Raw genomic sequence first — 25601 nt, 5'->3', positions numbered from 1 at the left:
GCGGCGCCGGCGCGAAGTCGATCTTGGTTGCCGCCTGACTGAACGGAGATCGCTTTCTTGGAACTCAAGCAATGGCGGTGCTTCGTCACGCTCGCGGAGATCGGCAACATCCGTCGCGCCGCCTCGCTGCTCGCCGTTTCGCAGCCTGCGCTCAGCGTGCGCATCCAGCGACTTGAAGAAGAGCTCGGCTTCGCGCTCTTCGATCGCCAGGCCCGCGGCGTTCGCCTCACCGAGCAGGGCGCCCGCCTGTTGCCGCACGCCAAGCGCCTGCTGTCGCGTGCCGCCGAAACCGACGAGGCCGCACGCGCCATCGGACGCGGCGCTTTCGACCGGCTGGAGATCGGCGTCACCCCCATTGCGGCCCTGTCCTTCTTTCCCGATGCGATGCGCGTCTTCTCGGCCGCGTACCCGGGCGTGGTGCTGGCGCTCACCGAGGGCCTGTCCGACGAGCTGGAGGAGGCCGTGGCGCACCGCAGGCTCGACCTTGCCGTGGTGCATCCGCCCTCTTCGCGCGATGACCTGGTCGTGCGCGAAGTGGCGCGTGACCGTTTCGTCGCCGTGGTGCCTGCCACGCATCGGCTGGCTGGCGCCGAGCGCATCGAGGCGGCGGACCTGCGGCACGAGACGCTGGTCGGCGTGCGGCGCGAAGTCGGCCCGGTGGTGTTCGACCGCATCGCCAGCTATTTCTCGCGTGCCGGCATCACGGCGCGGGTCAACCAGTGCGCCACCTCGTCGATCTCGCTCGTGGGGCTGGTGGCGGCCGGTGCCGGCATCGGCCTGGTGGTGGAGTCGCTCGCCTGCATCGCGCGGCCCGACATCCGCTTCGTGCCGCTGTCGGACGAACCGCCGAGCCTTGGCTATGCAATGTGCCACCGCTCCGATCTGCCGGGCGAATTGCAGAGCGCCTTTCTGCATGCCTTCAATGCGCCGAAGGCGGGCGCAGGCGCGCGGCCGGTTCTGCCATGAGCCCGCAACCTTCGCGGCTGCAAGCCGGAGGACGGCTCAGGCGTACAGCGGCTCCTCGGCCATCTGCTCGCACTGCTCCTGCAGCACGAGAATCTGCCCCTTCCAGTAGTCGCTGGAGCCGAACCACGGAAAGTTGATCGGAAAGATCGGGTCTTCCCAGCGGCGCGCGAGCCAGGCGCTGTAGTGAATGAGCCGCAGCGTGCGCAGCGGCTCGATCAGTGCGAGTTCGCGGCGGTCGAATTCGCGGAACTGTTCGTAGCCATCGAGCAGGCCCGACAACTGCGAGGTGCGCTGCGCGCGGTCGCCCGAAAGCAGCATCCAGAGGTCTTGCACCGCGAAGCCGGTGCGCGCGTCGTCCAGGTCGACGAAGTGCGGGCCGCCGCCGGGCCGGTCGGTGGGTGTCCACAAGATGTTGCCGGGATGCACGTCGCCGTGCAGGCGCAGCTTGCGCGGCTGGAAGTCCGAGGCCGGCGCATTCACCGAGAGCGCGGTCGCGCCGATCATGTCCAGCGCCTCGTTGCAGGCCGTTTCCCATTCGCGCTGCACGTCGAGCGGCACCTTGTTGTTGGCCAGCAGCCAGTCTCGCGAGGCAATGCCGAAGGTCTGCAGGTCGAGCGCGGGGCGGGCCTCGAAAGGCTTGGCGCTGCCAACGGTGTGGATGCGCGCCAGGAAGCGGCCGACCCATTCGAGCACCTCGAAGTCGTCGAGCTCGGGCGCACGGCCGCCGCGGTAGGGGCTCACGCTGAAGGCGAAGCCGGCGTGGTGGTGCAGCGTGGTGCCGTCGAAGGCCAGCGGCGGCACCGCGGGCACCTCGCCCTGGGCCAGTTCGAGCGAGAAGGCGTGCTCTTCCAGAATCTCGGCCTCGCTCCAGCGTTCGGGCCGGTAAAACTTGACGACGACGGCCGGATACGGATTCGGGTCTTCCAGGTACACCTGGTAGACGCGGTTTTCATAGGAGTTGAGGCCGGTGAGCCGGCCGTCGCCGTGCAGGCCGAGCGTCGCGAGCGCGTCGAGCACCACGTCGGGCGTGAGGCTCTCGTAAGGATGGGTGTTGGCGGGCGCTGCGGGGGAAGGGGTCATGCAGCGATTGTCGCTACCCCCGCGCCGGCGCCGTTAAAGCCCGCCGGGTTGTTTGTAAAGCGAAAGGATATGGCCGGTGCGCGGGTCGCCCTTGCCGGCCAGCACCTGCGCATAGGCCGCCTGCACGGCCTCGCCGCCGTGGTGGTGCTCGGCGCGCAGCCACGGGTTCTTTGCGTCGCTCACCGTGGACAGAAAGCTGCGCCAGGCGGACACCATGCGCCCCCCGAATTCGTCCGCACCCCACTCGGCGGTGCGCTTCTTGATTTGTGCAGGCGCAAAGAACAAGGTGGCGCGCGGGCCCGGCAGGTCCTTGCCGGCGCCCTTGGACGAGAGCTGCTCCACGTGCGTGCCGCCAATCGAGCAGCTGTATTTGAGATTGGCAAAACGCGTGTGAATGGCGTTGCGTAGGCCGCCGTTGCCGGCAAAGTCGACGTACACGCAGGGCGTGTCGGCCGCAATGCTGTCGAGCGCGTCGTACGTCACCACGCGGTGGTAGCAGCCCAGGCTTTCGCAGAAGGCCACGTTGGCGGGCGATGTGAGGCCGATCACCTCGATGCCTTCGCGCTGGTGCAACTGAAAGGCGGTGCCGTAGGCTGTCTTGCTCGATGCGCTCGACAGCAGCATGGTGCCGGCGCCGAAGAAGTCGTTGTCGGCCATGAAGTCGTCGATCAGCCAAGAGGTGATGAACAGCGGGCGCAGCAGCGCCTGGACGTCTTCCGTGTCGGCGGTGTAGAGCGGGTCTGCGTTGCAGCGGAAATACTGGTTGTAGACCGCCGGCAGCGCCGCGCGGTGCGGGGCACCGTCGGCAAAGCGCTCCGGCGAGAGGCGCTCGGGGCTGAGCACCGCGCCAGACGCCATGGGCCAGTAGCCATAGAGCCGCTCGGCCACCGCCACGCCCGGGTGCAGCGACTGCACCACGCTTGCGAAGCCCCATACCGGAATGCTGCCCCAGCCTTCTTCGCCCGATGGGAAGAACTGCCAGTAGCTCATTGCATCGCCGAAGGCGGCGTAAGTGATGTTGTTGGAGGTGAGCGCAAAGCCGTCGATGCGAACGCGCACTTGGCCGTCGGCCAAAGGCTGCTCGGTGGCGGTGTGCAGCCGCGTGGCGGCGAGTTCGTCCTTGCGGATGAGGAGGCTGGTGGTGCTCATGGGATCGATCTCCACGGTGCGTTGAAGGGCGTGCGGCCACATTAGCCAAGCTTGGTGAAAGGCGCTATCGCGTTTGCATTTTCCGGGTCGCCCTCGAGACAACGCCGGCCATGAAAAAAGCGCCCCGGCTTGTGGCCGGAGCGCTCTTTTTTTGTCACTCAGCGGGAAATCAGGCGATCGTCAGTTCGACGTCGATGTTGCCGCGAGTGGCGTTCGAGTACGGGCAGACCTGGTGAGCCGTGTCGACCAGCTTCTGCTTTTGCTCGGCGTCCAGGCCGGGCAGCGTGATTGCGAGCTGCACCGAAATGCCGTAGGCCGCGCCGCCGTTCGTCGGGCCGAGGGAAACCTTGGAATCGATGGCCACGTCTTCAGGCACCTTCACGCCGATCTTCGGGCCAACCGCCTTCATCGCGCCGATGAAGCAGGCGGCGTAGCCGACCGCGAACAGCTGCTCGGGGTTGGTGCCGGGCTTGCCCGAACCGGGCGAGCTCAGCTTGACGTCGATGGCGCCGTCGCTGGACTTGCCTGCGCCGTCGCGGCCGCCGACGGTGTGGGCTTCAGCGGTGTAGAGAACCTTGTCGAGTTTGGTGGTCATGGTGATTCCTTTGTGGATGAGGGCGGAGGGAACGGTGAAAGGAGCTTCTTTGGATGAAGCGGGAAGAAACTTGAAGCGGTGCGGTGCCTTTGGCTGGTCAGGCGGCTTTCTTGATGCGGTCGCGCAGGGCCTGGATCTGCTGGGTGAGCGAAATCAACTCGGGCACCGAGCACTGGGCGGCGGCCATCAGGCACTCGGGCACGTTGACCGCACGGGCCTTGAGCTTGCGGCCGGCGGCAGTGAGCGTGATGTGCACGCGCCGCTCGTCGGCCACGTCGCGCACCCTGGCTACGTAACCGTTGGCTTCGAGCCGCTTGAGCAGGGGCGTGAGGGTGCCGGAGTCGAGCGAGAGGCGCTCGCCGAGTGCGGAGACGGTGGGGCCGTCTTGCTCCCAGAGGGCGAGCATTACCAGGTATTGGGGGTAGGTGAGCTGCAGCTTTTCCAGGACCGGCTTGTAGAGGCGGGTCATGGCCAACGAGGCGGAGTAGACGGCGAAGCAGAGCTGGTTGTCCAGCTTCAGCATTTCGTCGGCAGGTGGTTTGTTGGCGTGCATGGGTTGAATTATATCGAGCAATTAAATTGCGTGCAATTAATTTTCCGAAGGCGGGTTGAAAGGCGAGAGTTCCAGCTGAAGAACGCGACGATTGCGGGCGGACAACCCCAAGCGGGACGCGCTAAGTCCATTGGACTTAGTGATAGCAGGATTGGTTATCTGGGCAGAATGACGGGATGAAGAAATACATGAAGCAACAGATGGCCTTCAACTCCTCGCGACTTCGGCTCGATCAGGAAAACCTTGCGTTTTCGCGTGCGATGCCGGCCGGGTCCTTGATGCTGGACGCGGGCGCTGGCGACGCGCCCTACAAGCACCTTTTTGAACATGTCCAGTACGAATCGGCAGACTTCGAAATGGTCGACAAACCATACGCCAAGTCGACCTATGTGTGCGACCTGAAGGCGATTCCTGTTGAAGCAGGTCGGTATGACTTCATCGTGTTCAACCAGGTAATGGAGCACCTGCCAGAACCCGCTCTGGTACTTCAAGAGCTGTTTCGGGTCCTCAAGCCAGGGGGGCGGCTAATCTATACGGCGCCCCTGTTCTACGAGGAGCACGAGCAACCTTATGACTTCTTCCGCTACACCCAGTTCGGTGTGCGTTATCTGTTCGAAGGCGCTCGCTTCGAAATAGAGCGTCTCGATTGGCTCGAAGGCTACTTTGGCACGCTCGGCTATCAGTTGAACTGCGCAGCGCGCTACCTGCCGTCCACTGCTGAGGAGCTAGGTACCGGCTGGAAGGCGCACGTTCTGGCGCCTGTGATGTACCTGATGCGCGGCATTTTTGCATTGCTTGGCATTTTCTTTCACCGGCTTGAGGCCAGAAAAATGTTCACGGCCCGGGGCTATCCTAAAAACTACGTTGCGATCGCAAGAAAGCCCTTGGCTAGCTCTTGAATCTTTTTCGAGTCAACCCCAGCGCCACCCAAAAAGCTGTAACCGCATAGACACCCAAAACCACCGCGTGCCGCCACCACTCCAAAGGCCACTGATCCATAAAAAGAGGCCTCACCAAAGCCACCGCATTCGTCAACGGCAGCCAAGCCGCCACAGCCCTCATAGCAGAAGGCAACTGCTCCAACGGAAAGAACACCCCGCTCAAGAACATCATCGGCGTCATGAACAGCGTGAAGTAATAAGTAAAAAAGTCGTACCCCTTCGCCAGCGCATTGAAGATCAGCGCAATGGACGAGAAGGTAATCCCCGCGCCCGCCAGCACCATCCAAGCGACGATCAACTTAGGGCTGTGGCTGATCCCCAGCCCAAGCATCACGAACAGGATCGCGGTTACCGTAAAGATCGACTTGAACGCCGCCCACAGCATCTCGGCCAGCACGATGTCGTCGAGCCCGACGGGTGCATTCATGATGCCGTCCCAGGTCTTCTGCACATGCATGCGCGAAAAGGCCGAGTACAGCGCCTCGAAGCTCGCGGCGTTCATTGCGCTCATGCAGATCGAGCCGCTGGCCAGGAACAGGATGTAAGGCACCTTCACGCCGTCCACCGATACCTGCCCTACCAACGCTCCCATGCCATAGCCGAAAGCCACGAGCCAGATCAAGGGCTCGGCAATGTTGCCGATGAGGCTCGGTATCGCGAGCTTGCGCCACACGAGCAGGTTGCGCAAAAACACAGGCCACCAGCGCAGCGAGAGTTCGGGCGCGCGCCATACGGAGCGCGTCGGCGGCGTGGCGCCGCTTGCTGCCGTCGTCGATGTTGTCGTCGTGTTGTTCATTGGCTAGCCCTCCTCGCGAATCTGCCGGCCGGTGAGCTTGAGAAAAAGGTCTTCGAGGTTCGCCGGCCGATGAAAGGTGCGCAGCCGGCCGTGGTGTGTCAGCGCATCGAGCAGGCGCCGCGCGTCTTGCGTGTAGAAGAACACGGTCTCGCCGCTCACCTCCACACGCGCTGCCAGCGCCTTGAGTTCGGGCGACTCGGCGAGCGAGAGCGCGCCGTTGCCGTACACCTCGACCACGTCGGGCTCCAGGTGCTCGGCAATCAGGTCGCGCGGACGTCCTTCGGCAATCTTGCGGCCATGGTCGAGCACCAGCAGGCGGGAGCACAAGCGCTCGGCCTCGTCCATGAAGTGCGTGGTCAGCAGGATCGACTTGCCCTGCTGCAGCAGCACCTGCAGCCGCTCCCACATCAGGTGGCGGGCCTGCGGATCGAGCCCGGTGGTGGGCTCGTCGAGCAGCAGCAGCCTCGGGTCGTTCACCAGCGCACGCGCCAGCGAAAGGCGTCGCCGCATGCCGCCAGAAAGTTCGCCGGGCTTTGCGTCGGCCTTGTGCGAAAGCGCCGCAAACTCCAGCAGCTGCGGCACGCGCTCGCGCACCTGCGCCTTGCTGAAACCGAAGTAGCGGCCGTACACCACCAGGTTCTCGGCGCAGCTGAAATCGGGGTCGAGCGTGTCGAACTGCGAGACCACGCCAAGCTGCGCCTTGATGGCCAGCGCGTCGCGCGGCATCTGCAAACCGAGCGCCGAGATCTCGCCGCCGTCGGGCGTTGTCAGGCCCAGGCACATGCGGATGGTGGTGGTCTTGCCCGCGCCGTTCGGGCCGATCACGCCAAGGCATTCGCCGGGCGCGATCTCGAATGACAGGTCGTCGACGACCGTGGTGCTGCCATAGCGCTTGAGGAGATGGCTGGCGTGGAAGAGGGGAGTGGAAGAGGAGGATTGCACGTCGGCCATTCTGGCCCAGCTCCGCGAAACCTGCCGCCATCGCTTCATCCAATGGACAGCCCCGTCGAGGTCGGAGCAACCGGCGCCAGGCCTTACATCCGCAAGCCGCTGAACTCGGTTTTCATCCAGTCGATGAAAGCCCGCGTGCGGGCCGGCAGCAGGCGCGCGCTCGGGTAGATCACGCTCACCGGCCGCGGCGGCGGTTCATAGTCTTCGAGCACCAGCGCCAGCCGCCCTTGCGCCACGTACGGCAGCACCTGGTAAGAAAAGAAAGAGCCAAAGCCCATGCCCGCGGCGCAGGCCTCCACAGCGGGCGCGAGGTGATTGAACTCGAGGCGGTTGCTCAGCGTCACGTTCAGTGTCTTGCCGCGTTCGTGGAACTGCCATTGCGGCGACGCGCCGATGCGACCGCGCACGCACGGAGCGCCGGCCAGGTCGCGCGGATGCCGCGGCGTGCCGTGCTGCGCGAGAAAGTCGGGGCTCGCAGCCACCACGCGCCGGATGGTGCCGAGCGTCTGGGCCACAAGCGACGAATCCTCCAGCGGGCTGATACGAATGCCGATGTCGATGTTCTCTTCCAGCAGGTTCACCGTGCGGTCGTACAGTAGCACGCTGCAGTGCACCTTGTCGTAGCGCTTCATGAAGCGTGTGATGGCGGGCGCCACGTACATGTGGCCGAAGAGCACGGGGGCGGTAATGGTGAGCTGGCCGGCCGGCTCGTGAGCTTCGGCCTTGAGCGCAAGGTCTGCCGCATCCGCTGCAAGCAGCACGTCGCGCGCACTGGCCAGGTAGTGGCGGCCCTCTTCGGTGAGCGACAGGCGGCGCGTGGTGCGATGAAAGAGCCGCACGCCCAGGTGCGCCTCGAGCGCGGCCAGCGAGCGCACCACCGCGGGCAGCGAGCTGCCCAGCGAATCGGCGGCACGGGTGAGGCTGCCCTGCTCGGCAATCTCCACGAAGGTCTGCATGGCTTTGAAGCGGTCCATGGCGCGATTATTAAACCGAAAAACGCAGCAGTGAAATCCTTCAAAGGCTATTCATTCATTTATTGGATTAGAAAAGAATGCAGGCATCCAACAGCCATCGAAGGAAACTCCATGAACGCAAGCACAGCCGCCGCCCGTCTTCCCGCACAGCCCATCAAGCTCTATGGCACGCCGATCTCGGGCCACGTGCACCGTGTGCGGCTGTTTCTCTCGATGCTCGAGCTCCCGGTTGAAGTCGTCGATCTCGACCTTCGCAAGAAGGCGACGCGCACGCCGGAATTCCTTGCGCGCAATCCCTTCGGCCAGGTTCCGGTGATCGAGGACGGCGACATCACGCTGGCCGATTCGAATGCGATCCTGGTGTACCTGAACGAGCGCTATGCGGCCGATCCGGCCCGCTGGATGCCGCGGGATCCGGTCGGCGCTGCGCGCGTGCAGCGCTGGTTCTCGGTGGCCGCGGGTCCGCTGGCGTATGGGCCGGCGGCGGCCCGGGTCATGGCGCTGTTCGGCTTGCCCGCGGACCCGGCCGAAACGGTGTCGCGCTCCCACTTGCTGCTGTCGGTCATGGAGGCGCACCTGCAGCGCGAGGCTTTCCTTGCAGGCCCATCGGTCACGCTCGCGGACCTCTCGAACTATGCCTACGTGGCGCATGCGCCCGAAGGCAGCGTGTCGCTCGAACCGTATCCGCAACTGCGCGGCTGGCTCGAGCGCATTGAGGCGCTGCCCGGTTTCGTACCCATGGTGCGTACGCCTATCGGGCTTGCGGCGGTCGCATGATCGCCGCGCCGTTCCACGCCGGCGAGCGCGCGCTGCAAACGCTGGCGGGTTCGCGCGAGGTCATGGCCGCGGCCGGCTCGCGCGTGATTCGCGACTTCATGCCCGACCAGCATCGCGACTTCTTCGCGCAACTGCCGTTCCTCGTCGTCGGCAGCATGGATGCACAGCTGCAGCCCTGGGCCAGCGTGCTGGCGGCTCCGCCCGGCTTCGCGCATTCGCCGGACGCGACGCACTTGCGCATCGACGCATTGCCGATGGCGGACGATCCGCTGTCCACGCAGCTGGTGCAAGGCGCATCGCTGGGCCTGCTCGGGATTCAGCCGCACACGCGCCGGCGCAATCGCATGAACGGCAATGTCGAGGCGATCGATGCCGCCGGTTTCCTGGTGGAGGTGCAGCAGAGCTTCGGCAATTGCCCCAAGTACATCCAGGCGCGCGAGCCGTTGTTCGCAGCGGGCCAGCCGGCCGCGCCGGCGCAGCGGCTCGATGGCCTCGATGACGCGGCACGCGCACTCATCGCACGTGCCGACACATTCTTCATCGCCTCCGCGTTTCCGCAGCATGCCGCGGACGGCGACGAGGCCGACCCGGCGGCGCAGGGTGTCGACGTATCGCATCGCGGTGGGCTGCCGGGTTTCGTCCGGGTCGGTGAAGACGGCGTGCTCACCGTGCCCGACTTCACCGGCAACCGCTTCTTCAATACGCTGGGCAACCTGTCGGTTCATCCGCGCGCGGGGCTGCTGTTCATCGATTTCGAAAGCGGCGACCTGCTGCACCTGACAGCCACTGCCGAGATCGTGTGGGACGGCCCTGAGGTCGCTGCTTTCGAGGGCGCCGAACGGCTGCTGCGTCTGCGTGTGGAGCAGGTGCTGCGGCGTCCGGGTGCGCTGCCGCTGCGCTGGGGCGGCGCGGAAGTGTCGCCGCACCTGGCCCGCATGGGCCACTGGGCGGACTGAGCGGCATCCGGCATGGCGCCGGCTTGAAGAGATGGGGCTTCAATAGAAGACCGGAATGCGCGCATTGGCAGAAGGCCTGTAATGCCAACCGCGCTCGCGCAGTGCGTCGAGGTCGGGGCTTCGCGCAAGCAGCGCCTCGAGGCCGGCGGCCGCCAGCGTGCACGCCAGCGCCTGGCCAGGGCAGGCGTGCACCCCATGTCCGAAACCGAGCATGCGCCGCTGCGCGCGAACCGGCATGAAGCGGTCGGGCTCCGCATTGAAAGCCGGATCCCGGTTGGCCGACGCCAGCACCAGCAGCACCGCGTCCCCCGCCTCCAGCGGCACGCCCGAGATGGTGACGGGCTGCGCCAAGAAACGCCGTGTGTTCTGCACAGAAGGATCGTGCCGCGCCGTCTCCTCGACGATGGCATGCAGGCCGTCGCGTGTGCGTGCGATAGCGCGCAACGCGGGCTCTCGCAGCAGGGCGACGAGGCTGTTGCCCAAGAGGCCCGCCGTCGCGTCGCAGGTCTGCGACAGCAGCCCGATCAGGTTGGCGAGCAGGGCGCGCGAGAGCGGAGCACCTACCGCGCTGTCCGCAAGCACGGCCGCAAGCAGCGTGCCGTGCCGCGGCGGCGTGCCCGCGGCCAAGGCCTCGAAACGGGTCATCAGCGCGTCGGCTGCGCTGCTGGCGCGCTGCAATTGCGGCTCGGTCGACAGCGGCGAGAGGCACGCGACAAAGTCACGCATCCACAGCTCGACCTGCGGCAATGCCTCGGGCGCAAAGCCGAGCAGGTGGGCGACTGCCTGGATGGGCATGGCAAACAAGGTGTCCGACAGCGATTGCTCCTCGCGCACTTGCTGTGCGACCTGCAGCGCGGCGGCATGCGCGGCGCCAAGATCCAGCCCGGCCAGCGCGCGCTGCAATGCCGGCTTGTGCGCGGCATGCGCCGGACCGTCGTTCATTCGCACCAGGTGGCCGAACACCTCGCCCGCCGGGCTGCCGGCAATCACGCGCGGCACCGGTTCTGCAACCGGGCGCACCCGCAAGGCGCCCGGTGCGAGCAGCAGCGCTTCGATGACTTCGGCGCGGCTCGCAACCCACAGGCGCAGGCTTTCGTTCCACGCGAGCGATGGTCCGGCACGCAGGGTTTCATAGAAGGGATAGGGATCGGCATGCGTGACGGCCGCGACCGGGTCGGCGGGCATGGCTGGGAAAGAAAGGCTCGAATTCATGCCGCGCAGTGTGCAACTGCAGCCGCCGGCACACTTCGCCCGCGAACGAAGTGTCGGTTGCACAGGCGCCTTACGATGAAGGGATGAGCACTACTTCAGCGCCGCGCCCGGCCGTGTCCGAAAACGCCGATGTCCAACTCGCCCGGTTGGCCGGCGCCATTGCAGAACCGGCGCGCGCGCGCATGCTGAGCTGCCTGATGGACGGCCATGCGCGCACCGCGACCGAGTTGGCTGCGGTCGCCGAAGTGGCCGCATCCACGGCCAGCGCGCACTTGGCGCGGCTGAAGGAAGAACGGCTGGTCGAACTGCTGGTGCAAGGCAAGCACCGCTACTTTCGCTTGGCCGACGACAACGTGGCCGCCGCACTCGAAAGCCTGATGGTCGTCGCGGGCACGCCGCGCACGGCTGCGTTCGAGCCGAGCACGCCGAGCCGGCTGCGCACCGCGCGCACCTGCTACGACCACATGGCCGGCACCGCCGGCGTGGCGCTGCACGACCGATTGCATGCGCAGGGCTGGCTCAGCGGGCTGCAAAGCGGGTCGTATGAACTCACGCCCGAGGGCGCGGTGGCGCTGGAGAGCCTGGGTGTCGAGATCGATGCCGTGCGCCGATCGCGGCGGCGCTTTGCCTGCGCCTGCCTCGACTGGAGCGAGCGCCGCCCGCACCTGGGCGGTGCGCTCGGCGCGGCATGGCTCCAGCTGTCGCTGCGCCGCGGCTGGGTGCGCCAGGCACTCGACAGCCGCGAACTGGCGCTCACGCCCAAGGCGCTGCGCGAGTTGCCGGAACTCTTTGCCTGAACTCTTTGCCCGAAGCGCCTGTCAGGCCTTGAGCTTGAGCAGATAGATCATCGGCCCGGCCATGGCCAGGTCCAGTTCGAGAAAGCTTTCGAAGTCCTTGCCGGCCATCCAGAACGAATCCCAGTTGTTGCGCTTGATAGTCTTGTTCCAGATGTCGGCGGTGGTGGCGCGGTGCACGGCTTCGAGCAGCACGGCCTTGCGGTCCGGCGGCACCTTCTTGCCGGTGAGCACGCCGCGCCAGTTGGCCAGGTCGGCGTCCACGCCCTGCTCGCGCACCGACGGAATGCCGAGGAACGGCCGCTTCGACGACACGCCGATGGCGCGCAGCTTGCCGCTCGAGAGGCCCTCGCTGAATTCGCTGAAGCCCGAGATGCCTGCCACCGCCTTGCCGGTGATGAGCGCCTCGACCACTTGCGCGCCGCCCGGGTACGGCTGGTAGACCAGGCCCGCGGTGTTGCCGGCCACGCGCGCCAGCATGCCGGCGTACATGTGGTCCACGCCGCCCGCCGAACCGCCGGCGATGATGGTCTTGGCCGCGTCGGCGCGCAGCTGTGCGATCAGGTCCTTGGGCGTCTTGATGGGCGAATCGGCCTTGACCGCCACCACTTCGTAGTCGCTGGTGAGGCGCGCCACGGGCGCGACCTGCGCCATGGTGACGGGCGGCTTCTGCAGCGCGACTGCGCCGACCATGACCATGCCGCTCATCAGCAGGGTGTCGGGGTCGGCATCGTATTTCTCGACGTACTTGGCCAGCCCGATGGTGCCGCCCTTGCCGCCGATGTTTTCATAAATCACTTCGCCCGCAGCGCCAGAGGCGACCAGCGCAGCGCCAAGTGCGCGGCCGGTCTGGTCCCAGCCGCCGCCTTCGTTGGCCGGAATGACGATGCGCAGCTTGGAAATGAGCTGCGGCTCGGCGGCACGCGTCGGGCGGGACCACAGCGCGGCGTGGCCGGCGCCCGCAACCGCGGCTGCGCTCGCCATCCATGCATTGAAGTTGCGGCGAGAAAGGCTCGCGGGCGGCGAACTAGGCATTTCGTTTCCATTTGTTGGCAGAAGTAACCAATGATGTCCGCGAAATGAGTCTGTCACCTACCTGTCGAAGTAGGTAAAAACCCTAATGAGTGTTAAATATTACTGAAAAGCGACCTCGGCGAAGCTTCGGAGCTTGCGGCTGTGCAGCCGCGTCGACCCCTGTTCGCGAAGGATGTCGATGGCCCGCATACCGATGCGAAGGTGCTGCTCCACCCGCTCACGGTAGAAGTGGTTGGCCATGCCCGGCAGCTTGATCTCGCCGTGCAGCGGTTTGTCGCTCACGCACAACAGCGTGCCGTAGGGCACCCGAAAACGGAAGCCGTTGGCGGCAATGGTGGCGCTTTCCATGTCCAGCGCCACCGCGCGGCTCTGGCTGAAGCGGCGCTGCGGCTGGTTGCCCGGCAGCAGCTCCCAGTTGCGGTTGTCGGTGCTCGCCACCGTGCCGGTGCGCATGATCTTCTTCAAGTCGGGCCCGGTGTAGCGCGTGACGTCGGCCACGGCTTTTTCCAGCGCGAGCTGGATTTCAGAGAGGGCCGGAATCGGCACCCACAGCGGCAGCTCTTCGTCGAGCACGTGGTCCTCGCGCACGTAGGCGTGGGCCAGCACGTAGTCGCCGAGCTGCTGCGCATTGCGCAGGCCCGCGCAGTGGCCCAGCATCATCCAGGCGTGGGGGCGCAGCACGGCGATGTGGTCGGTAATGGTCTTGGCATTGGCCGGGCCGACGCCGATGTTCACCATGCTGATGCCGCTGCAGTCCTCGCGCACCAGGTGGTAGGCCGGCATTTGCGGCAGCCGCGGCGGCGCGGTGCCTTGGGTGCCGTCGAGCAGCGTGCCAAAGTTGGTGCTCGCACCCGCAGGCAGGCCGCGGCGGCGAGTGATCACATTGCCGGGCTCGATGAAGGCGATGTACTCGCTCTTCTCGTCGGCCATGGCTTCATGGCCCAGCCGCACGAACTCGTCGATGTAGAACTGGTAGTTGGTGAACAGCACGAAATTCTGGAACCACTCGGGCGCCGTGCCGGTGTAGTGCCGCAGGCGGTGCAGCGAATAGTCCACCCGCGCGGCAGTGAAGAGCGACAGCGGCTGGGCCTCGCCGGCCTGTGCTTCGTAGGTGCCGTTGGCAATGCCGTCGTCCATCACGCCCAGGTCGGGCAGGTCGAACACGTCGCGCATCAGGGCGCGCCGCTCGTCGCTCATCGTGCCTTCGATATGGTCGTTCTCGGCAAAAGAGAAATGGATCGGAATCGGCTGTGTGCTGGTGCCGACTTCGATCTCGACCTGGTGGTTTTCGAGCAGCAGCCGGAACTGGTCGAGGTAATAGCGCGAAAAGAGATCGGGCCGCGTCAGCGTGGTCTCGTAACGGCCGGGCCCCGCGACAAAGCCGTAGCTCAGGCCGGCATTGGCCGGCGGCGTGTGGCGCGACACGGTGTGGGTGTGCACCCGCACAAAGGGGTAGCAGGCGCGTACGCGTCCGGGCAATGCCTCGCCGGCGACGAAGCGCAGCATCGATTCCCTCAGGTGCGCGAGGCCGCCCTGGTAGATGGACTTGACCTGGTCCAGCGCCGCAGTGGCGTCGTTGAAGCGGGCGGGAGCAACGAAAGTGGGCATGTGGGGCATGACGGCATTGTGCAATGTCCGTGCGCGCAGGGCCCTGGCGACAAAGGGCAAACGAAGCGATTACTCTCGGCCGATCTCCACAGACATCCCGAAAGGTGAAGCAATGAAGGTCGCAGTGATGGGCGCCGGCGCGGTCGGCTGCTACTACGGTGCCATGCTGGCGCGCGCTGGGCACGAGGTGGTGCTGATCGGTCGGCCATCGCATGTGGAGGCCGTTCGCGCCAATGGGCTGCGGCTGGAAACCAAGGCTTTCGAGGAGCATGTGAGGCTCGACGCGAGCACCGAAGCCAGCGCGGTGCAGGGCGCCGGCCTGGTGCTGTTCTGCGTGAAGTCCACCGACACCGAGCTGGCCGCGGCCCAGATCGAGCCGCATCTTGCGGCCGATGCGCTGGTGCTCACGCTGCAGAACGGCGTCGACAACGACGAGCGCGTGCGCTCGGTGCTGCCGCGCCACGAGGTGGCAGCCGCGGTGGTCTACGTGGCCACCGAGATGGCGGGGCCGGGCCATGTGAAGCACCATGGCCGCGGCGAGCTGGTGATTGCGCCTTCGCGCGCCAGCGAGCAGGTGGCGCAGCATCTTGCAGCCGCCGGCGTGCCGACGCAGATTTCCGGCAACGTGCGCGGCGCGCTCTGGGCCAAGCTGGTGCTGAACTGCGCGTACAACGCGCTCTCGGCCATCACCCAGCTGCCGTACGGCGAACTCGCAAAAGGCCAGGGCGTGGACGATGTCATTCGCGATGTGGTCGATGAATGCCTTGCTGTTGCAAAGGCCGAAGGCATCGTCATATCCGGCGATACCGGTGCCGCCGTGCGCGGCATCGTGCAGTCGATGCCCTCGCAATACTCATCGACCGCGCAGGACCTTGCGCGCGGCAAGCCGAGCGAAATCGACCACCTCAACGGACTTGTGGTGCGGCGCGGCAAGGCGCTGGGCGTGCCCACGCCGGCGAACCGCGTACTGCTGGTGCTGGTGAAGCTGCTCGAAGGCAAGCAGCAGCAGAAGCCAGGAGTCTAGCCGGGCATCGGTTCGCGCATGGTCACGAACTCTTCGGCCGCCGTGGGATGGATGCCCACGGTGCTGTCGAACAGCGCCTTGGTGGCGCCCGCGCGCATGGCCACCGCGAAGCCTTGCACAATTTCCCCCGCGTCGGCGCCCACCATGTGCAGGCCGACCACGCGGTCGGTCGCCTTGTGCACCACCAGCTTCATGAAGGTGCGCTCGCTGCGGCCGGAGAGCGTGTGGCGCAGCGACTTGAACTCGCTCGAGAACACCGTCACCTCGCCGAACCTGGCGCGCGCATCGATCTCGGTGTAGCCGCAGGTGCCGATGTTCGGGTGCGTGAAAACCGCGGTGGGAATGTATTCGTACTCGAGCTTGCGCTTGCCCTGGCCGAACAACGCATCGACCACCACCATGGCCTCGGCCAGCGCGACCGGCGTGAGGTGCACGCGGGTGGAAACGTCGCCCACCGCGTAGATCGACGGTACCGAGCTGCGGTAGTTCGCATCGACCGCGATCGCGCCGCGCTTGTCGAGCGCAACGCCCGCCGCCTCCAGGCCGAGCCCTTGGGTGTTGGGCACCCGGCCGGTGGCAAAGAGGACCGTGTCGGCCTCGACCTGCTGACCCCGCGCCAGGGTGACGACCAACCCGCCCGGGCCGCGCGCAATCGACGCCGCCTCGACGTTGAGCCGCACGTCGATGCCGGCCTTGCCCATTTCGTGTGCGACGAACTGCCGCACGTCGTCGTCGAAGCCGGTGAGCAGGTGCGCGCGGCGATGCAGCTGCGTCACCTTGGCGCCCAGGCCGTTGAAGATGGATGCGAACTCGCAGGCGATGTAGCCGCCGCCCACCACCAGCAGGCGCTTGGGAAACGGGTCGAGGTCGAACATCGCGTCCGAGGTGGCGATGTGCTCGCGCCCCGGAATCTCGGGCACGAAGGGCGTGCCGCCGGTGGCGACGAGCAGGTGGCGCGCGGTGTGGCGCTGGCCGTCGATCTCCACCGTGTGGCCGTCGACCAGCTGCGCCCAGCCCGTGATCAGCCTGACGCCCGAGTTTTTCAGCAGCGAGGCATACACGCCGTTGAGACGCTCGATCTCCTTGGCGCGCTGGGCCTTGAGCTGGCCCCAGTCGAGCTGCGGTGCCTCGGGCAGCTTCCACCCGTAGCCCGCCGCTTCCTCGAACGATTCGGCGTAGCCGGCCGCGTAGCTGTAGAGCTTTTTGGGAATGCAGCCGACGTTGACGCAGGTGCCGCCAAGGTCCGCCGCTTCGGCCAAGCCCACGCGCGCGCCGTGCTGCGCCGCCATTCGCGCTGCCCGTACGCCGCCGCTGCCGCCGCCGATGACGAAAAGGTCGAAATCGAATGTGCGCATGTGAAGGGTGCTCCTTGCCGGCGACTTTAGCCGCCGGCAAGGAGCACCGGTTTTCGCGGGTCTTGCGCGGGGCGATGCGCTACCCCCGCGCGCTCGACGTTCAGCGCTGCTGCGAGTCCGGCGAGGTCATCAGCCTGCGCCGGTCGTCACCGCCCCGCTGGCCGGGTGGAGGCTGGGGCTGGGCTTGCTGGGGCGGCGGCGCAAAGCCGCGTTGCTGCTGCATTGCGCGCACCTGCGCTTCCTGGGCCTGCCGCATGGCGTTCTGCTGAGCCTGCTGCTGGGCGAGTGCTTGCTGCTGCATTTGCGCGGCGCGCTGTTGCGTCTCCTGCTGCTGGCGAATCATCTGCTGCTGGGCCAGCGCCTGCTGCGCGGCGCGTTGCTGCTGTTGTTGCAGTTGCATCTGCTGCGCTTGGGCCTGGGCGGCGCGCTGCTGCAGTTCCTGCTGTTGCCGCTGCGCCTGTTGCTGCTGCTGGAGTTGGAGCTGTTGTTGATGCTGCTGTTGCTGCCATTGGTTCTGGTTGGCGCGCTGCTGCCACTCCTGCTGCTGGCGCTGGCCTTGCTGCCGCTGCCATTCCATTTGCTGCTGCTGCTGCTGTTGTTGCTGTGCCGCCTGCTGTTGCGCGGCGCGCTGCTGCATGGCCTGGATGTTCTGCGCCTGCTGTATCTGCTGGACTTGCCGCGCCTGCTCGTACTGGAACTCTTGCTGCTGGCGGGCCCGCAGCTGCGGCGGCGGCTGCATCGCGGCGGGCCGGCCATAGCCGCCGCCAAAGCCGTGCATCGGAATGCCCGGAGCGGGCGCAACCGGCACGCGCGCAAAGCGGTCATCGGGCAAGCGCACCAGGTCGCGCCGGCCGAAGGGGCCACGGCCGAAGCGGTCGGCCGGCACCACGGTCACGGCGCCCGGCATCCGCTGGTTGGCATAGAAGTCGTTGCGCATCTCCGCCTGCCGATTGCGGTAGGCGGCCATGCGGTTGACGCGATCGATGTAGCGGGGGCTCGCGCTGTAGGCGGGCCGCCATTGTTCACCGGGCGCGAGCGGGAACCAGCCCACGCCGCTGCGGCCGTCGCCGATCTGCAAGGTGGCATTCACGCTGCCGCCACCCACAAAGCCGACCAGTGCGGGCGAATACACGGGCCGTGCGGTGGCCTGCCCCGGCACCCAGGCCCAGCGCGGACCCACGCGGGCCCAACGGCCATAGTGGAAGGGCGCAAAGCCCCAGGGCGCGGCATCGACCCAGGTCAGGCCCCAGGGCGCGACGTTCACCCACTGGCCGTCGCGATAGGGAGCCCAGTCGGCGTCCACGTTGCGCGGGAACCAGACGGCGCCGTAGGAGGGGTCGTTCTGCCAGTCGCCGTAGTTGTCGAGCTGCTGGTAGCCGACCACCTCGCGCGACACGTAGCGCGCGGAGACGGACTGGTCCTCGATGCGGTTGCGCTCGGCCACCCACGCGTCGAAGCTGCCGTTCTGCGGCGGAAAGCTGTTCACCGCGGCAAGGTCGCGGCCGGACACGGTGAGTTGCTGCCGCGCGCCCAGTGTTTGCGACTGGCCGTTTTCACCATGGAGCGTCGCTCGGCCGGAGGCCACCGCAATCCAGGTGGTGCCAGCGGACGGGTCGGCGGCAATGCGGTATTCGCCGGGGGCGTCGATCACCACGGCGAGGTTGCCGGTGTCCACCTCGACGCGTTGGCCCGAAAGGTCATCTCGCACGCGCAATTGCAGGTTGCCCTGGTTCGCGGTGAGGCGCACGGTGTCGTCGTCGAGCTCGGAAAATTCAACATGCGTCTGCCCGTCCATCCGCAGCGCCGCCGAGCCGATGTGAACCTCGGCGCGCGCATTGCGGTCGGTCCAGAGCCGGTCGCCGCTGGTGATGGGGCGGTTGGGTTGCGCGTCGTACCAGCTGTCTTCGCCGGCCGGCGCAAAGCTCACAGTGCCTTGCTGCAGGTTCAGGCGCGCCACGCGGCCCGGCGGGTCTTGCTGCGCGCCGGCCGCCGCGCCAAGGCACAGCAGCGCGAGGCCGAGCAGCCATCGATGCAGCGGCCGGTGAAGAGGGGAAAAGGCGGTGCGGTTCATGGTTTGTCTCTGGTTCGCGGGACCGGATGAAAGCGATGCACATGTAACGCGCGAGAATCCGCTGCCGCTGTCAGCGCATGCCCCCTGCTCGGTGAAGCGCACGCACATTCGGCAACTGCTTGTAATGAGGGACTCCGCATGAAAAACGACAACAACCCAGGTGCATGGGACAAAGTGCGCTACCGGAACCATAGCAAATCGTGGGGAATGATGGCGCTCGGCTTCGGTGCGGCGATCTTCCTCGCGGCGCCACGTGCCGAGGCCCAGCTGGCGCGCAAGCCCTCTTATTACCAACAGCAGAACAGCAGCAACGCAGCTCCCGAATCCGCGGCCACCCGCCCCGCAGCGCCCGCGTCGCTGCCCATGCTTCGCAGCCGGGGCGATTTCGACGCCCTGGCGCGCGTTTACGACGCCGGCACGCCGATGCAGCTGGCCCACGTGCTCTTCGCCGTCGACCGCCAGGCCAAACCGGTGCGCACCTACTACATCGACACGCCGCGCTTTCAGCTGCACGTGCGCTTCGTGCGCGATACGGGGCTTTCGCCGCGCGCCGGCAAGCGCGAAATCGACCGCAACTACCTTGTGCCGGACCGCCGCTTCCTGTTCGGCACGCTGAGCTGGCAGCAGAACATCGGCGCCTTCACCTACGAATTCTGGGAAGGCGACCAGCTCACGCCGGCGCTGCTGCGGCAGGCCGATGCGCAGGTGAAGGCCAGCTTTTTCGCACCCGTGAAGTTCAAGACCAACTCCACGCTGCACGAGCGGGTTGCGAAGGAAACGGGCGTCGACTTCGTGAGCCAGGAAGCGCTGATCCGCGAGCAGCCCTACATGCCGATGAACCTCGGCACGGCCACCGGCCGGGTGCGCATCGTGGACGAAGCCTCCGGGGCGAATGTGTTGAATGCGCTGCTGCCCGACGACATCGCCGTGCTGCGCCAGGTGCCGATCAGCCTGCCGCCCGTGGCCGGCGTGCTGACCGAGCGGCCCTCGACCGCGCTTTCGCACGTCAACCTGCTGGCCAAGGGCTGGGGCATTCCCAACGCCTATGTGCGCGACGCCGCATCCGTGCTGCGCGAGCACGAAGGCCACTGGGTGGCGCTCAAGGTCGCGGCCTCGGGCTACCAGCTGCGGCGCCTCACGCCCGAAGAGATCGCGGCGCTGCCGCCGCGCAACGTGCGCACCGCGGCCATCGGCGTGGTGCCGGGCGGTGCGAAAGCCGCCAGGCCCGACCTGCGCGAAACCCGCCTGCTGCCGCTCGCGTCGCTGCGTGCGCGCAACAGCGCGCAGTGCGGCTCGAAGGCGGCGAATCTCGGTGCCGTGCTGGCCGCGCGCATTCCGCAGACCACGGTGCCGGACGGCTTCTGCATTCCCTTTGCGCATTACGACCGCTTCATGCGCGCGAACGGTCTTGCCGATCGCATCGCACGCATGCAGCAGCAGCCCGGCTTCGCGAGCGATCCGCAAGCCCGGCAGAAGGCGCTGGCGCAGTTGCGCGATGAGATCGTGCAGTGGCCGGTCGATGCGGCCACCGCGGCGGCGTGGCGTGCCGCTTGGCAGTCGCAGCTTGGCGGCGGCGGCGTGTTCGTGCGCAGTTCGTCCAATTCGGAAGACCTGCCCGGCTTCAGCGGCGCGGGGCTCTACAGCACGGTGCCCAACGTCAAGACGGGCGATGCACTCGAGCTTGCGGTGAAGAGGGTGTGGGCCTCGGTGTTCAACCCCGAGGCGTGGGAGGCGCGCAGCGCCGCGGGCTTTGGCGCCGAGTCGGTGCTGATGGGCGTGTTCGTGCAGACCGCCATCGATTCGACCAACGCCGGCGTGATGATCACGCGCGACCCCTTCGACGCCGGGCATCCGCACGTCACCTACATCTCGGCCAAGCGCGGCATCGGCATCCGCGTGGTCGAAGGCAAGCGTGTGGCGGAGCAGGTGATGTATTCGAGCTGGTCCAAGGCCATCCAGGTGCTGAGCCGCTCGGCCGAGGAAACGGCCCTGCAGCTCGACAAGGGCGGCGGCGTGAAGGAAGTGCCGGTGGAAGCCGGCCGCACCGTGCTCACGGACGAGCTGGTGGTGCGCCTCGCAGGCGTAGGCGCGGCGGTGAAGCGCGCGTTCGGCGGCGTCGACCAGGACATCGAATGGGCCACCGTGGGCGACCGCATCGTGCTGCTGCAGGCGCGCCCCTATGTAGAGCGGCGCCGCTGAAGTTCGCGCGCCGCCCTGCCGCTTATTTGTAGAGCAGCTGCGGCAGCCAGAGCCCGATCTGCGGCCAGATGTACAGCAGCACGATGGCCAGCACCTGAATGCCCATGAAAGGCAGCATGCCCAGGAAGATCTGGTTCAGCGTGACGTGCGGCGGGCTCACGCCCTTCAGGTAGAACGCCGCCATGGCCACTGGTGGGCTCAGGAACGCCGTCTGCAGGTTCATTGCAACCAGCAGGCCGAAGAACAGCGGGTCGACGCCGAAGTTGTCGAGCAGCGGAATGAAGATGGGCATGAAGATCACGATGATCTCGGTCCACTCCAAGGGCCAGCCCAGCAGGAAGATGATCACCTGGCTCAGCACCAGGAACTGCACCTTCGTGAGGTTCATGCCCAGCACCCACTCTTCCACCAACGCCTGCCCGCCGAGCAGCGCGAACGCCGCCGAGAAGATGGCCGAGCCCACGAAGAGCCAGCACACCATGGCCGAGGTCTTGGCCGTGAGAAACACCGATTCCTTCAGCACCGACAGGTTGAGCCGCCGATAGGCCGCCGCCAGCAGCATGCCGCCGAGCGCACCCATGGCCGCCGCCTCGGTCGGCGTTGCCAAGCCCAGCACGATCGAGCCGAGCACCGACAGGATCAGCAGCACCAGCGGGAAAAACGAGGCCAGCAGCATCTTGAAGATCTCGAGCCGCGCAAAGCTCAGGAACAGGTAGAACAGCGTGACCAACGCGCCGAAGATTGCAAAGGTGACCCACCACCAAGTGGGCGCGGGGCGCACCGATGCGCCCTCTGCCGCCGGGGCAGCGGCGGCTGTGCCTGCGGCGGGCGGCTGCGCCGCGGCTGCTTCGGCCGGCGGGCTGGATGCGCCAGGCGGTTCGGCGAGCGGTCCTGAAGCGGAAGGAGCAGAAGGCGTGTCGCCAGAAGGCGGTTCCTGCAAGCCTCCCGAGGCCGGCGGCTCCTGGAGCCCGCCGGTGGAAGGTGGCTCCTGCAATCCGCCAGCGCCTGGGGCCTCGGCGGTGCCGCTGCGCGTGGCGCCGATCTCCTCGATCTCGTAGCGCGCCTGCGCCTCGACGGTGGTCACGGCCTTGTAGCTGAAGCCGGCGAGCAGCAGAAAGATCACGCCGGGCATGGCAACGATACCGAGTTGCCGCAGCACGTGCGAGAACGGCACGTCCGCATTGCGCCGGCCTTTCAGCAGGCCGACCACCGCATGCGCGGCGGGGCTGTCCGCCAGCCGTTGCGAGAGCGGGGTGAGCGGCACCGCGCGCTCCGCCTGCGACAGCGGCGGCGCCCATTGCGGCTTGAGCCGCGCGATGATGATCACGTACACCACGTAGAGCGAAGCGAGCATCAGCCCCGGAAAGAATGCGCCCGCATACAGCTGCACCACCGAGACGCCTGCCGTGGCGCCATAGACGATCAGCAGCACCGAAGGCGGAATCAGGATGCCCAGGCACCCGCCGGCGGTGATGGCACCCGCGGCCAGCGGCACGCTGTAGCCCGCGCGCAGCATGGCCGGCAGGGCCAGCAGGCCCATCAGCGTGACCACCGCGCCGACGATGCCGGTGGCGGTGGCAAAGATGGTGCAGGTGACCAGCGTGGCCACCGCCAATGCACCCGGCAGCCGTGCAAGCGCCAGGTGCAGGCTCTTGAACAGCGACTCGATGAGGTTCGCGCGCTCCACCAGGTAGCCCATGAAGACGAACAGCGGCACCGCAATGAGCACGTCGTTGGCCATGGTCTTGTAGGCGGCCTGCACCATCAGGTCGAGTGTGCGGTGCCAGTCGCGGTCGTACGCCAGCCAGGTGAAGAGCATGCCCATGCCCATCAGCGTGAACGCCGTGGGAAAGCCGAGCATGATCGCCACCACCACCAGCGAGAGCATCAGGAGGCCCAGGTGGCCGTTGGTGATGGTGTCGGCGCTCACGAGCACCGCGGCCGCGCCGGTCACGATCAGCGCCATGAACGAGAGGCCGAACCAGAGTTCGCGGCGGATCATCGTGCGGCCTCCTTGGACACCACCACGCGGTCGAGTGCGGCAATGTCTTCGTCCTTGACGTTGACCATTTCCTTGAGCTTCTCGACGTCGACCTCTTCGACGTCCTGCTCACGCGAAGGCCATGCACCGGTCTGGATGCATTGCACGCAGCGGATGATCTCGACCACGCCCTGCAGCAGCAGCGTGAAGCCGGCGAGCGGAATGATGTACTTGAAGGGGTACAGCGGCAGCGGCTCGGCCGAGAAGGTCTGCTCGCGAATCGCGAACGATTCGCCCGCATAGATCCAGCCCGCCCAGGTCAGCGCGACGATGCCGGGCAGGAAGAAGATGATGTACAGCACCAGGTCGACCAGCGCCTGCGTGCGGGGCCGAAAGAAGCCGTAGAGCACGTCGCCGCGCACGTGGCCGTTCTTGGAGAGCGTGTACGCGCCGGCCGTCATGAACATGGCGCCGTACAGCATGATCTGCGCGTCGAGCACCCATGCATGCGGGTGGTTCAGCACGTAGCGCGAAAACACCTCCCAGCTGATGAGCAGCGTGAGCAGCAGCGCGCACCATGCGAAGGTCTTGCCGATCCATGTCGAGAAACGATCGACGGCCAACAGGAAAGATTGCATCGAAAAGAACTCCTCGCTGCGGCCGGCGCAGCATGGGCGGGCATGAAAAGAGGGCACCCGCCGGGTGCCCTCGCATCACCGGATCAGCGTCAGGACTTCTTGGCCTTCGCGCCGAAGTAGTGGTTGTAGGCCATCTTGAAATCGACCGTGTAGTCGTTCTGCCACTGGCCGGCGCGTTCGGCAAAGGCCATCTGCGAGTCGAGCACCTTCTTGAACATCGGGTTCTCGGCGGCCTTCTTGGCAATGGTCTTGTCCCACGACGCAAGCTGCGCGCGCAAGATCGCGTCGGGCGTCTTGTAGAACTTGATGCCGGCTTTCTTGAGCTCGATGTAGTCCTGCGAATTGCGCTGGATGGCCTTCCAGCTCATGTCGGCGCTGGACGCCTGCACCGCGTAGTCGATGATCGACTTGAGCTCCGCCGGCAGTGCCGCGAGCTTGCCCTTGTTGAACAGGATCTCGAACTGCTCGCCCGACTGGTGGAAGCTCTGCAGCATGCAGTTCTTCGCCACGTCCGGGAAGCCCAGCACGCGATCGCTCGAGGCATTGTTGAACTCGGCCGCATCGATGAGCCCGCGGTCCAGCGCCGGCACGATCTCCCCACCCGGCAGCGGGTTCACGGCCGTACCCATGTCGGTGAACACATCGACCGCCAGCCCCACGGTGCGGAACTTCAGGCCCTTCATGTCTTCCACGCGGGCCACCGGCTTCTTGAACCAGCCCAGCGGCTGCGTGGGCATCGGGCCGTAGAGGTACGAAACCACGTCGAGGTTCAAGCTCTTGTAGATTTCCTCGATCAGCGCCTTGCCACCGCCGTAGTTGTGCCAGGCCAGCACCATGTTGGCGTCCATGCCGTAGCCGGGGCCCGACCCCCAGAGCGCGAGCGCCGAGTTCTTGCCATACCAGTAGGCCACCACGCCGTGGCCGCCGTCGAGCGTGCCCTTGGCGACGGCGTCGAGCAGCTGGAATGCGGGCACCACGGAGCCGGCCGGCAGCACTTCGATCTTCAGGCGGCTGCCCGCCATGTCATTGACCTTCTTGGCAAAGTCTTGCGCGTATTCATGGAAGATGTCCTTGGCCGGCCAGGTGCTCTGAAAGCGCAGCGAAGTGGTCTGCGCCATGCTGACCATGGGCGCCGACATGGCGCCCGCAGCCACGGCCGCGCCCTTGAGAAGGCTGCGGCGGCGGGGTGATTTGCTCTCTGTCATGTTGTCTCTCTCCATACAAGTTCTGACCGAAAAACCCTGCCCACCTTCTTGGCGCTATGTTCGGCAGGCCCGACACGCATCTTTGGCGCGCGGGAATATGCGACAAACAGGGTTTTCACGAACTGGTGAAAAATTCCATCATCCGGCGGGGCTCCGGGGGCGGCGCAAAGGCGCTGTTGCCTGTGTAGAGAGCCCCGTCCATCAAAAGGACTCAAAGACATGACTGAACCCGTTGGGGAAAAGGGCTATGCCGGCGACGTGACGCCCGAGCAGGCCGCAGAGTGGATGGCAAGCGGCGAGGCCGTATTGGTCGACGTGCGCAGCGACGCCGAGCGCGAGTGGGTCGGCTACGTACCCGGCGCCGTGCCGCTCGCCTGGAAGCAGTGGCCGGGCATGACGCTCAACCCGGCCTTCGACGGCGGCATCCGGGCCGCGGGCGAGGACGGCAACAAGAAGCTGGTGCTGCTGTGCCGCAGCGGTGTGCGCTCCATTGCGGCCGCCAGGCGCGCAACCGAACTGGGCCTGGAGGCGTACAACATCCTCGAGGGCTTTGAAGGCAATCCGGACGACAACGGGCACCGAGGGGTGCTTGGCGGCTGGCGCAAGCGCGGGTTGCCCTGGAAGCAGAACTAGGCGCGGGGTTTGGGTTGGGTTTGAGGGGGCAGTTCAGGGCGGCGCACCCGCCGACGGGGTACCTTTCTCCGCGAATGTCCCCCGGCCTGCGGCCTCCTCCTTTATTTC

At 66.5% G+C, this 25601-nt stretch carries 23 protein-coding genes; 8 read left to right on the top strand and 15 right to left on the bottom strand.

The window, feature by feature from the left end:
• Positions 1 to 57 precede the first annotated feature (57 nt).
• A complete protein-coding gene (locus V9L20_RS25830) occupies positions 58 to 966 on the top strand; it encodes a LysR family transcriptional regulator (protein ID WP_337298729.1) in 909 nt (302 codons plus the stop codon).
• 36 nt (positions 967 to 1002) lie between these two features.
• Here the strand turns inward: V9L20_RS25830 and V9L20_RS25825 are convergent, their stop codons facing one another.
• The 4 genes from V9L20_RS25825 to V9L20_RS25810 form a co-directional block, all read right to left on the bottom strand.
• Entirely contained in the window at positions 1003 to 2046 is a 1044-nt protein-coding gene (locus V9L20_RS25825) for a serine/threonine protein kinase (protein ID WP_337298728.1), read from the bottom strand.
• A gap of 33 nt (positions 2047 to 2079) precedes the next feature.
• Positions 2080 to 3195 carry a DUF2855 family protein gene (locus tag V9L20_RS25820; protein ID WP_337298727.1) on the bottom strand — a complete coding sequence of 372 codons (1116 nt, stop codon included), beginning with the start codon at positions 3193 to 3195 and terminating at the stop codon, positions 2080 to 2082.
• Between the two features lie 169 nt (positions 3196 to 3364).
• Positions 3365 to 3790 (bottom strand): organic hydroperoxide resistance protein, encoded by a 426-nt coding sequence (locus V9L20_RS25815; protein WP_126750043.1) that lies wholly within the window; start codon positions 3788 to 3790, stop codon positions 3365 to 3367.
• 97 nt (positions 3791 to 3887) lie between these two features.
• Positions 3888 to 4343, bottom strand: coding sequence for a MarR family winged helix-turn-helix transcriptional regulator (locus V9L20_RS25810; protein WP_337298726.1), 456 nt, complete (start codon positions 4341 to 4343; stop codon positions 3888 to 3890).
• Between the two features lie 188 nt (positions 4344 to 4531).
• Here V9L20_RS25810 and V9L20_RS25805 point away from each other — a divergent pair, with 188 nt between their 5' ends.
• Complete coding sequence (locus V9L20_RS25805) at positions 4532 to 5242, top strand: class I SAM-dependent methyltransferase (RefSeq protein ID WP_337298725.1); 711 nt, start codon at positions 4532 to 4534, stop codon at positions 5240 to 5242.
• Here V9L20_RS25805 and V9L20_RS25800 read toward each other — a convergent pair.
• The 3 genes from V9L20_RS25800 to V9L20_RS25790 all read right to left on the bottom strand — a co-directional run bounded on the left by V9L20_RS25800 (position 5232) and on the right by V9L20_RS25790 (position 8005).
• On the bottom strand, positions 5232 to 6080 hold the full coding sequence (locus V9L20_RS25800; RefSeq protein ID WP_337298724.1) for an ABC transporter permease: 849 nt from the start codon (positions 6078 to 6080) through the stop codon (positions 5232 to 5234). The genes V9L20_RS25805 and V9L20_RS25800 overlap by 11 nt on opposite strands.
• 3 nt (positions 6081 to 6083) lie before the next feature.
• A complete protein-coding gene (locus V9L20_RS25795) occupies positions 6084 to 7031 on the bottom strand; it encodes an ATP-binding cassette domain-containing protein (protein ID WP_337298723.1) in 948 nt (315 codons plus the stop codon).
• A gap of 83 nt (positions 7032 to 7114) precedes the next feature.
• Positions 7115 to 8005: a LysR family transcriptional regulator gene (locus V9L20_RS25790; protein ID WP_258502758.1), complete on the bottom strand. Its 891-nt coding sequence runs from the start codon at positions 8003 to 8005 to the stop codon at positions 7115 to 7117.
• 111 nt (positions 8006 to 8116) lie between these two features.
• Here V9L20_RS25790 and V9L20_RS25785 point away from each other — a divergent pair, with 111 nt between their 5' ends.
• Both V9L20_RS25785 and V9L20_RS25780 read left to right on the top strand, forming a co-directional pair.
• A complete protein-coding gene (locus V9L20_RS25785) occupies positions 8117 to 8782 on the top strand; it encodes a glutathione S-transferase family protein (protein ID WP_337298722.1) in 666 nt (221 codons plus the stop codon).
• A complete protein-coding gene (locus V9L20_RS25780) occupies positions 8779 to 9738 on the top strand; it encodes a pyridoxamine 5'-phosphate oxidase family protein (RefSeq protein WP_337298721.1) in 960 nt (319 codons plus the stop codon). The genes V9L20_RS25785 and V9L20_RS25780 overlap by 4 nt, the downstream gene beginning before the upstream one ends.
• Before the next feature lie 39 nt (positions 9739 to 9777).
• Here the strand turns inward: V9L20_RS25780 and V9L20_RS25775 are convergent, their stop codons facing one another.
• Positions 9778 to 10923: a cytochrome P450 gene (locus tag V9L20_RS25775; protein WP_337298720.1), complete on the bottom strand. Its 1146-nt coding sequence runs from the start codon at positions 10921 to 10923 to the stop codon at positions 9778 to 9780.
• 110 nt (positions 10924 to 11033) lie between these two features.
• Between V9L20_RS25775 and V9L20_RS25770 the strand changes: the two genes are divergently transcribed.
• Positions 11034 to 11747: an ArsR/SmtB family transcription factor gene (locus V9L20_RS25770; protein WP_337298719.1), complete on the top strand. Its 714-nt coding sequence runs from the start codon at positions 11034 to 11036 to the stop codon at positions 11745 to 11747.
• A 21-nt stretch (positions 11748 to 11768) separates the two neighbouring features.
• Here the strand turns inward: V9L20_RS25770 and V9L20_RS25765 are convergent, their stop codons facing one another.
• Positions 11769 to 12779 carry a Bug family tripartite tricarboxylate transporter substrate binding protein gene (locus V9L20_RS25765; RefSeq protein ID WP_337298718.1) on the bottom strand — a complete coding sequence of 337 codons (1011 nt, stop codon included), beginning with the start codon at positions 12777 to 12779 and terminating at the stop codon, positions 11769 to 11771.
• Positions 12780 to 12878: 99 nt separating this feature from the next.
• Positions 12879 to 14396: an AMP nucleosidase gene (locus tag V9L20_RS25760; protein WP_258502753.1), complete on the bottom strand. Its 1518-nt coding sequence runs from the start codon at positions 14394 to 14396 to the stop codon at positions 12879 to 12881.
• Between the two features lie 103 nt (positions 14397 to 14499).
• On the opposite strand from V9L20_RS25760, the gene V9L20_RS25755 reads away from it, so the two are divergent.
• Positions 14500 to 15411: a ketopantoate reductase family protein gene (locus tag V9L20_RS25755; protein ID WP_337298717.1), complete on the top strand. Its 912-nt coding sequence runs from the start codon at positions 14500 to 14502 to the stop codon at positions 15409 to 15411.
• Here the strand turns inward: V9L20_RS25755 and gorA are convergent.
• A complete protein-coding gene (gene gorA / locus V9L20_RS25750; RefSeq protein ID WP_337298716.1) occupies positions 15408 to 16766 on the bottom strand; it encodes a glutathione-disulfide reductase in 1359 nt (452 codons plus the stop codon). The genes V9L20_RS25755 and gorA overlap by 4 nt on opposite strands.
• A gap of 100 nt (positions 16767 to 16866) precedes the next feature.
• A complete protein-coding gene (locus tag V9L20_RS25745; RefSeq protein WP_337298715.1) occupies positions 16867 to 18837 on the bottom strand; it encodes a DUF6600 domain-containing protein in 1971 nt (656 codons plus the stop codon).
• A gap of 138 nt (positions 18838 to 18975) precedes the next feature.
• On the opposite strand from V9L20_RS25745, the gene V9L20_RS25740 reads away from it, so the two are divergent.
• A complete protein-coding gene (locus V9L20_RS25740) occupies positions 18976 to 21036 on the top strand; it encodes a PEP/pyruvate-binding domain-containing protein (RefSeq protein WP_337298714.1) in 2061 nt (686 codons plus the stop codon).
• A gap of 22 nt (positions 21037 to 21058) precedes the next feature.
• Here the strand turns inward: V9L20_RS25740 and V9L20_RS25735 are convergent, their stop codons facing one another.
• The 3 genes from V9L20_RS25735 to V9L20_RS25725 form a co-directional block, all read right to left on the bottom strand.
• On the bottom strand, positions 21059 to 23038 hold the full coding sequence (locus V9L20_RS25735; RefSeq protein WP_337298713.1) for a TRAP transporter large permease: 1980 nt from the start codon (positions 23036 to 23038) through the stop codon (positions 21059 to 21061).
• Complete coding sequence (locus V9L20_RS25730; protein WP_337298712.1) at positions 23035 to 23655, bottom strand: TRAP transporter small permease subunit; 621 nt, start codon at positions 23653 to 23655, stop codon at positions 23035 to 23037. Before V9L20_RS25730 ends, V9L20_RS25735 begins: the two co-directional genes overlap by 4 nt.
• 89 nt (positions 23656 to 23744) lie before the next feature.
• Complete coding sequence (locus tag V9L20_RS25725) at positions 23745 to 24860, bottom strand: TRAP transporter substrate-binding protein (protein WP_258502745.1); 1116 nt, start codon at positions 24858 to 24860, stop codon at positions 23745 to 23747.
• A gap of 219 nt (positions 24861 to 25079) precedes the next feature.
• Between V9L20_RS25725 and V9L20_RS25720 the strand changes: the two genes are divergently transcribed.
• Positions 25080 to 25493, top strand: coding sequence for a rhodanese-like domain-containing protein (locus V9L20_RS25720; protein ID WP_258502744.1), 414 nt, complete (start codon positions 25080 to 25082; stop codon positions 25491 to 25493).
• Positions 25494 to 25601: the final 108 nt, after the last annotated feature.

Origin of the sequence: Variovorax sp. CCNWLW225, from assembly GCF_037204045.1 — a bacterium.
In the GTDB taxonomy this organism is placed as follows: Bacteria; Pseudomonadota; Gammaproteobacteria; order Burkholderiales; family Burkholderiaceae_C; genus Variovorax.
This window is presented reverse-complemented; position numbering and strand designations above follow the sequence as displayed.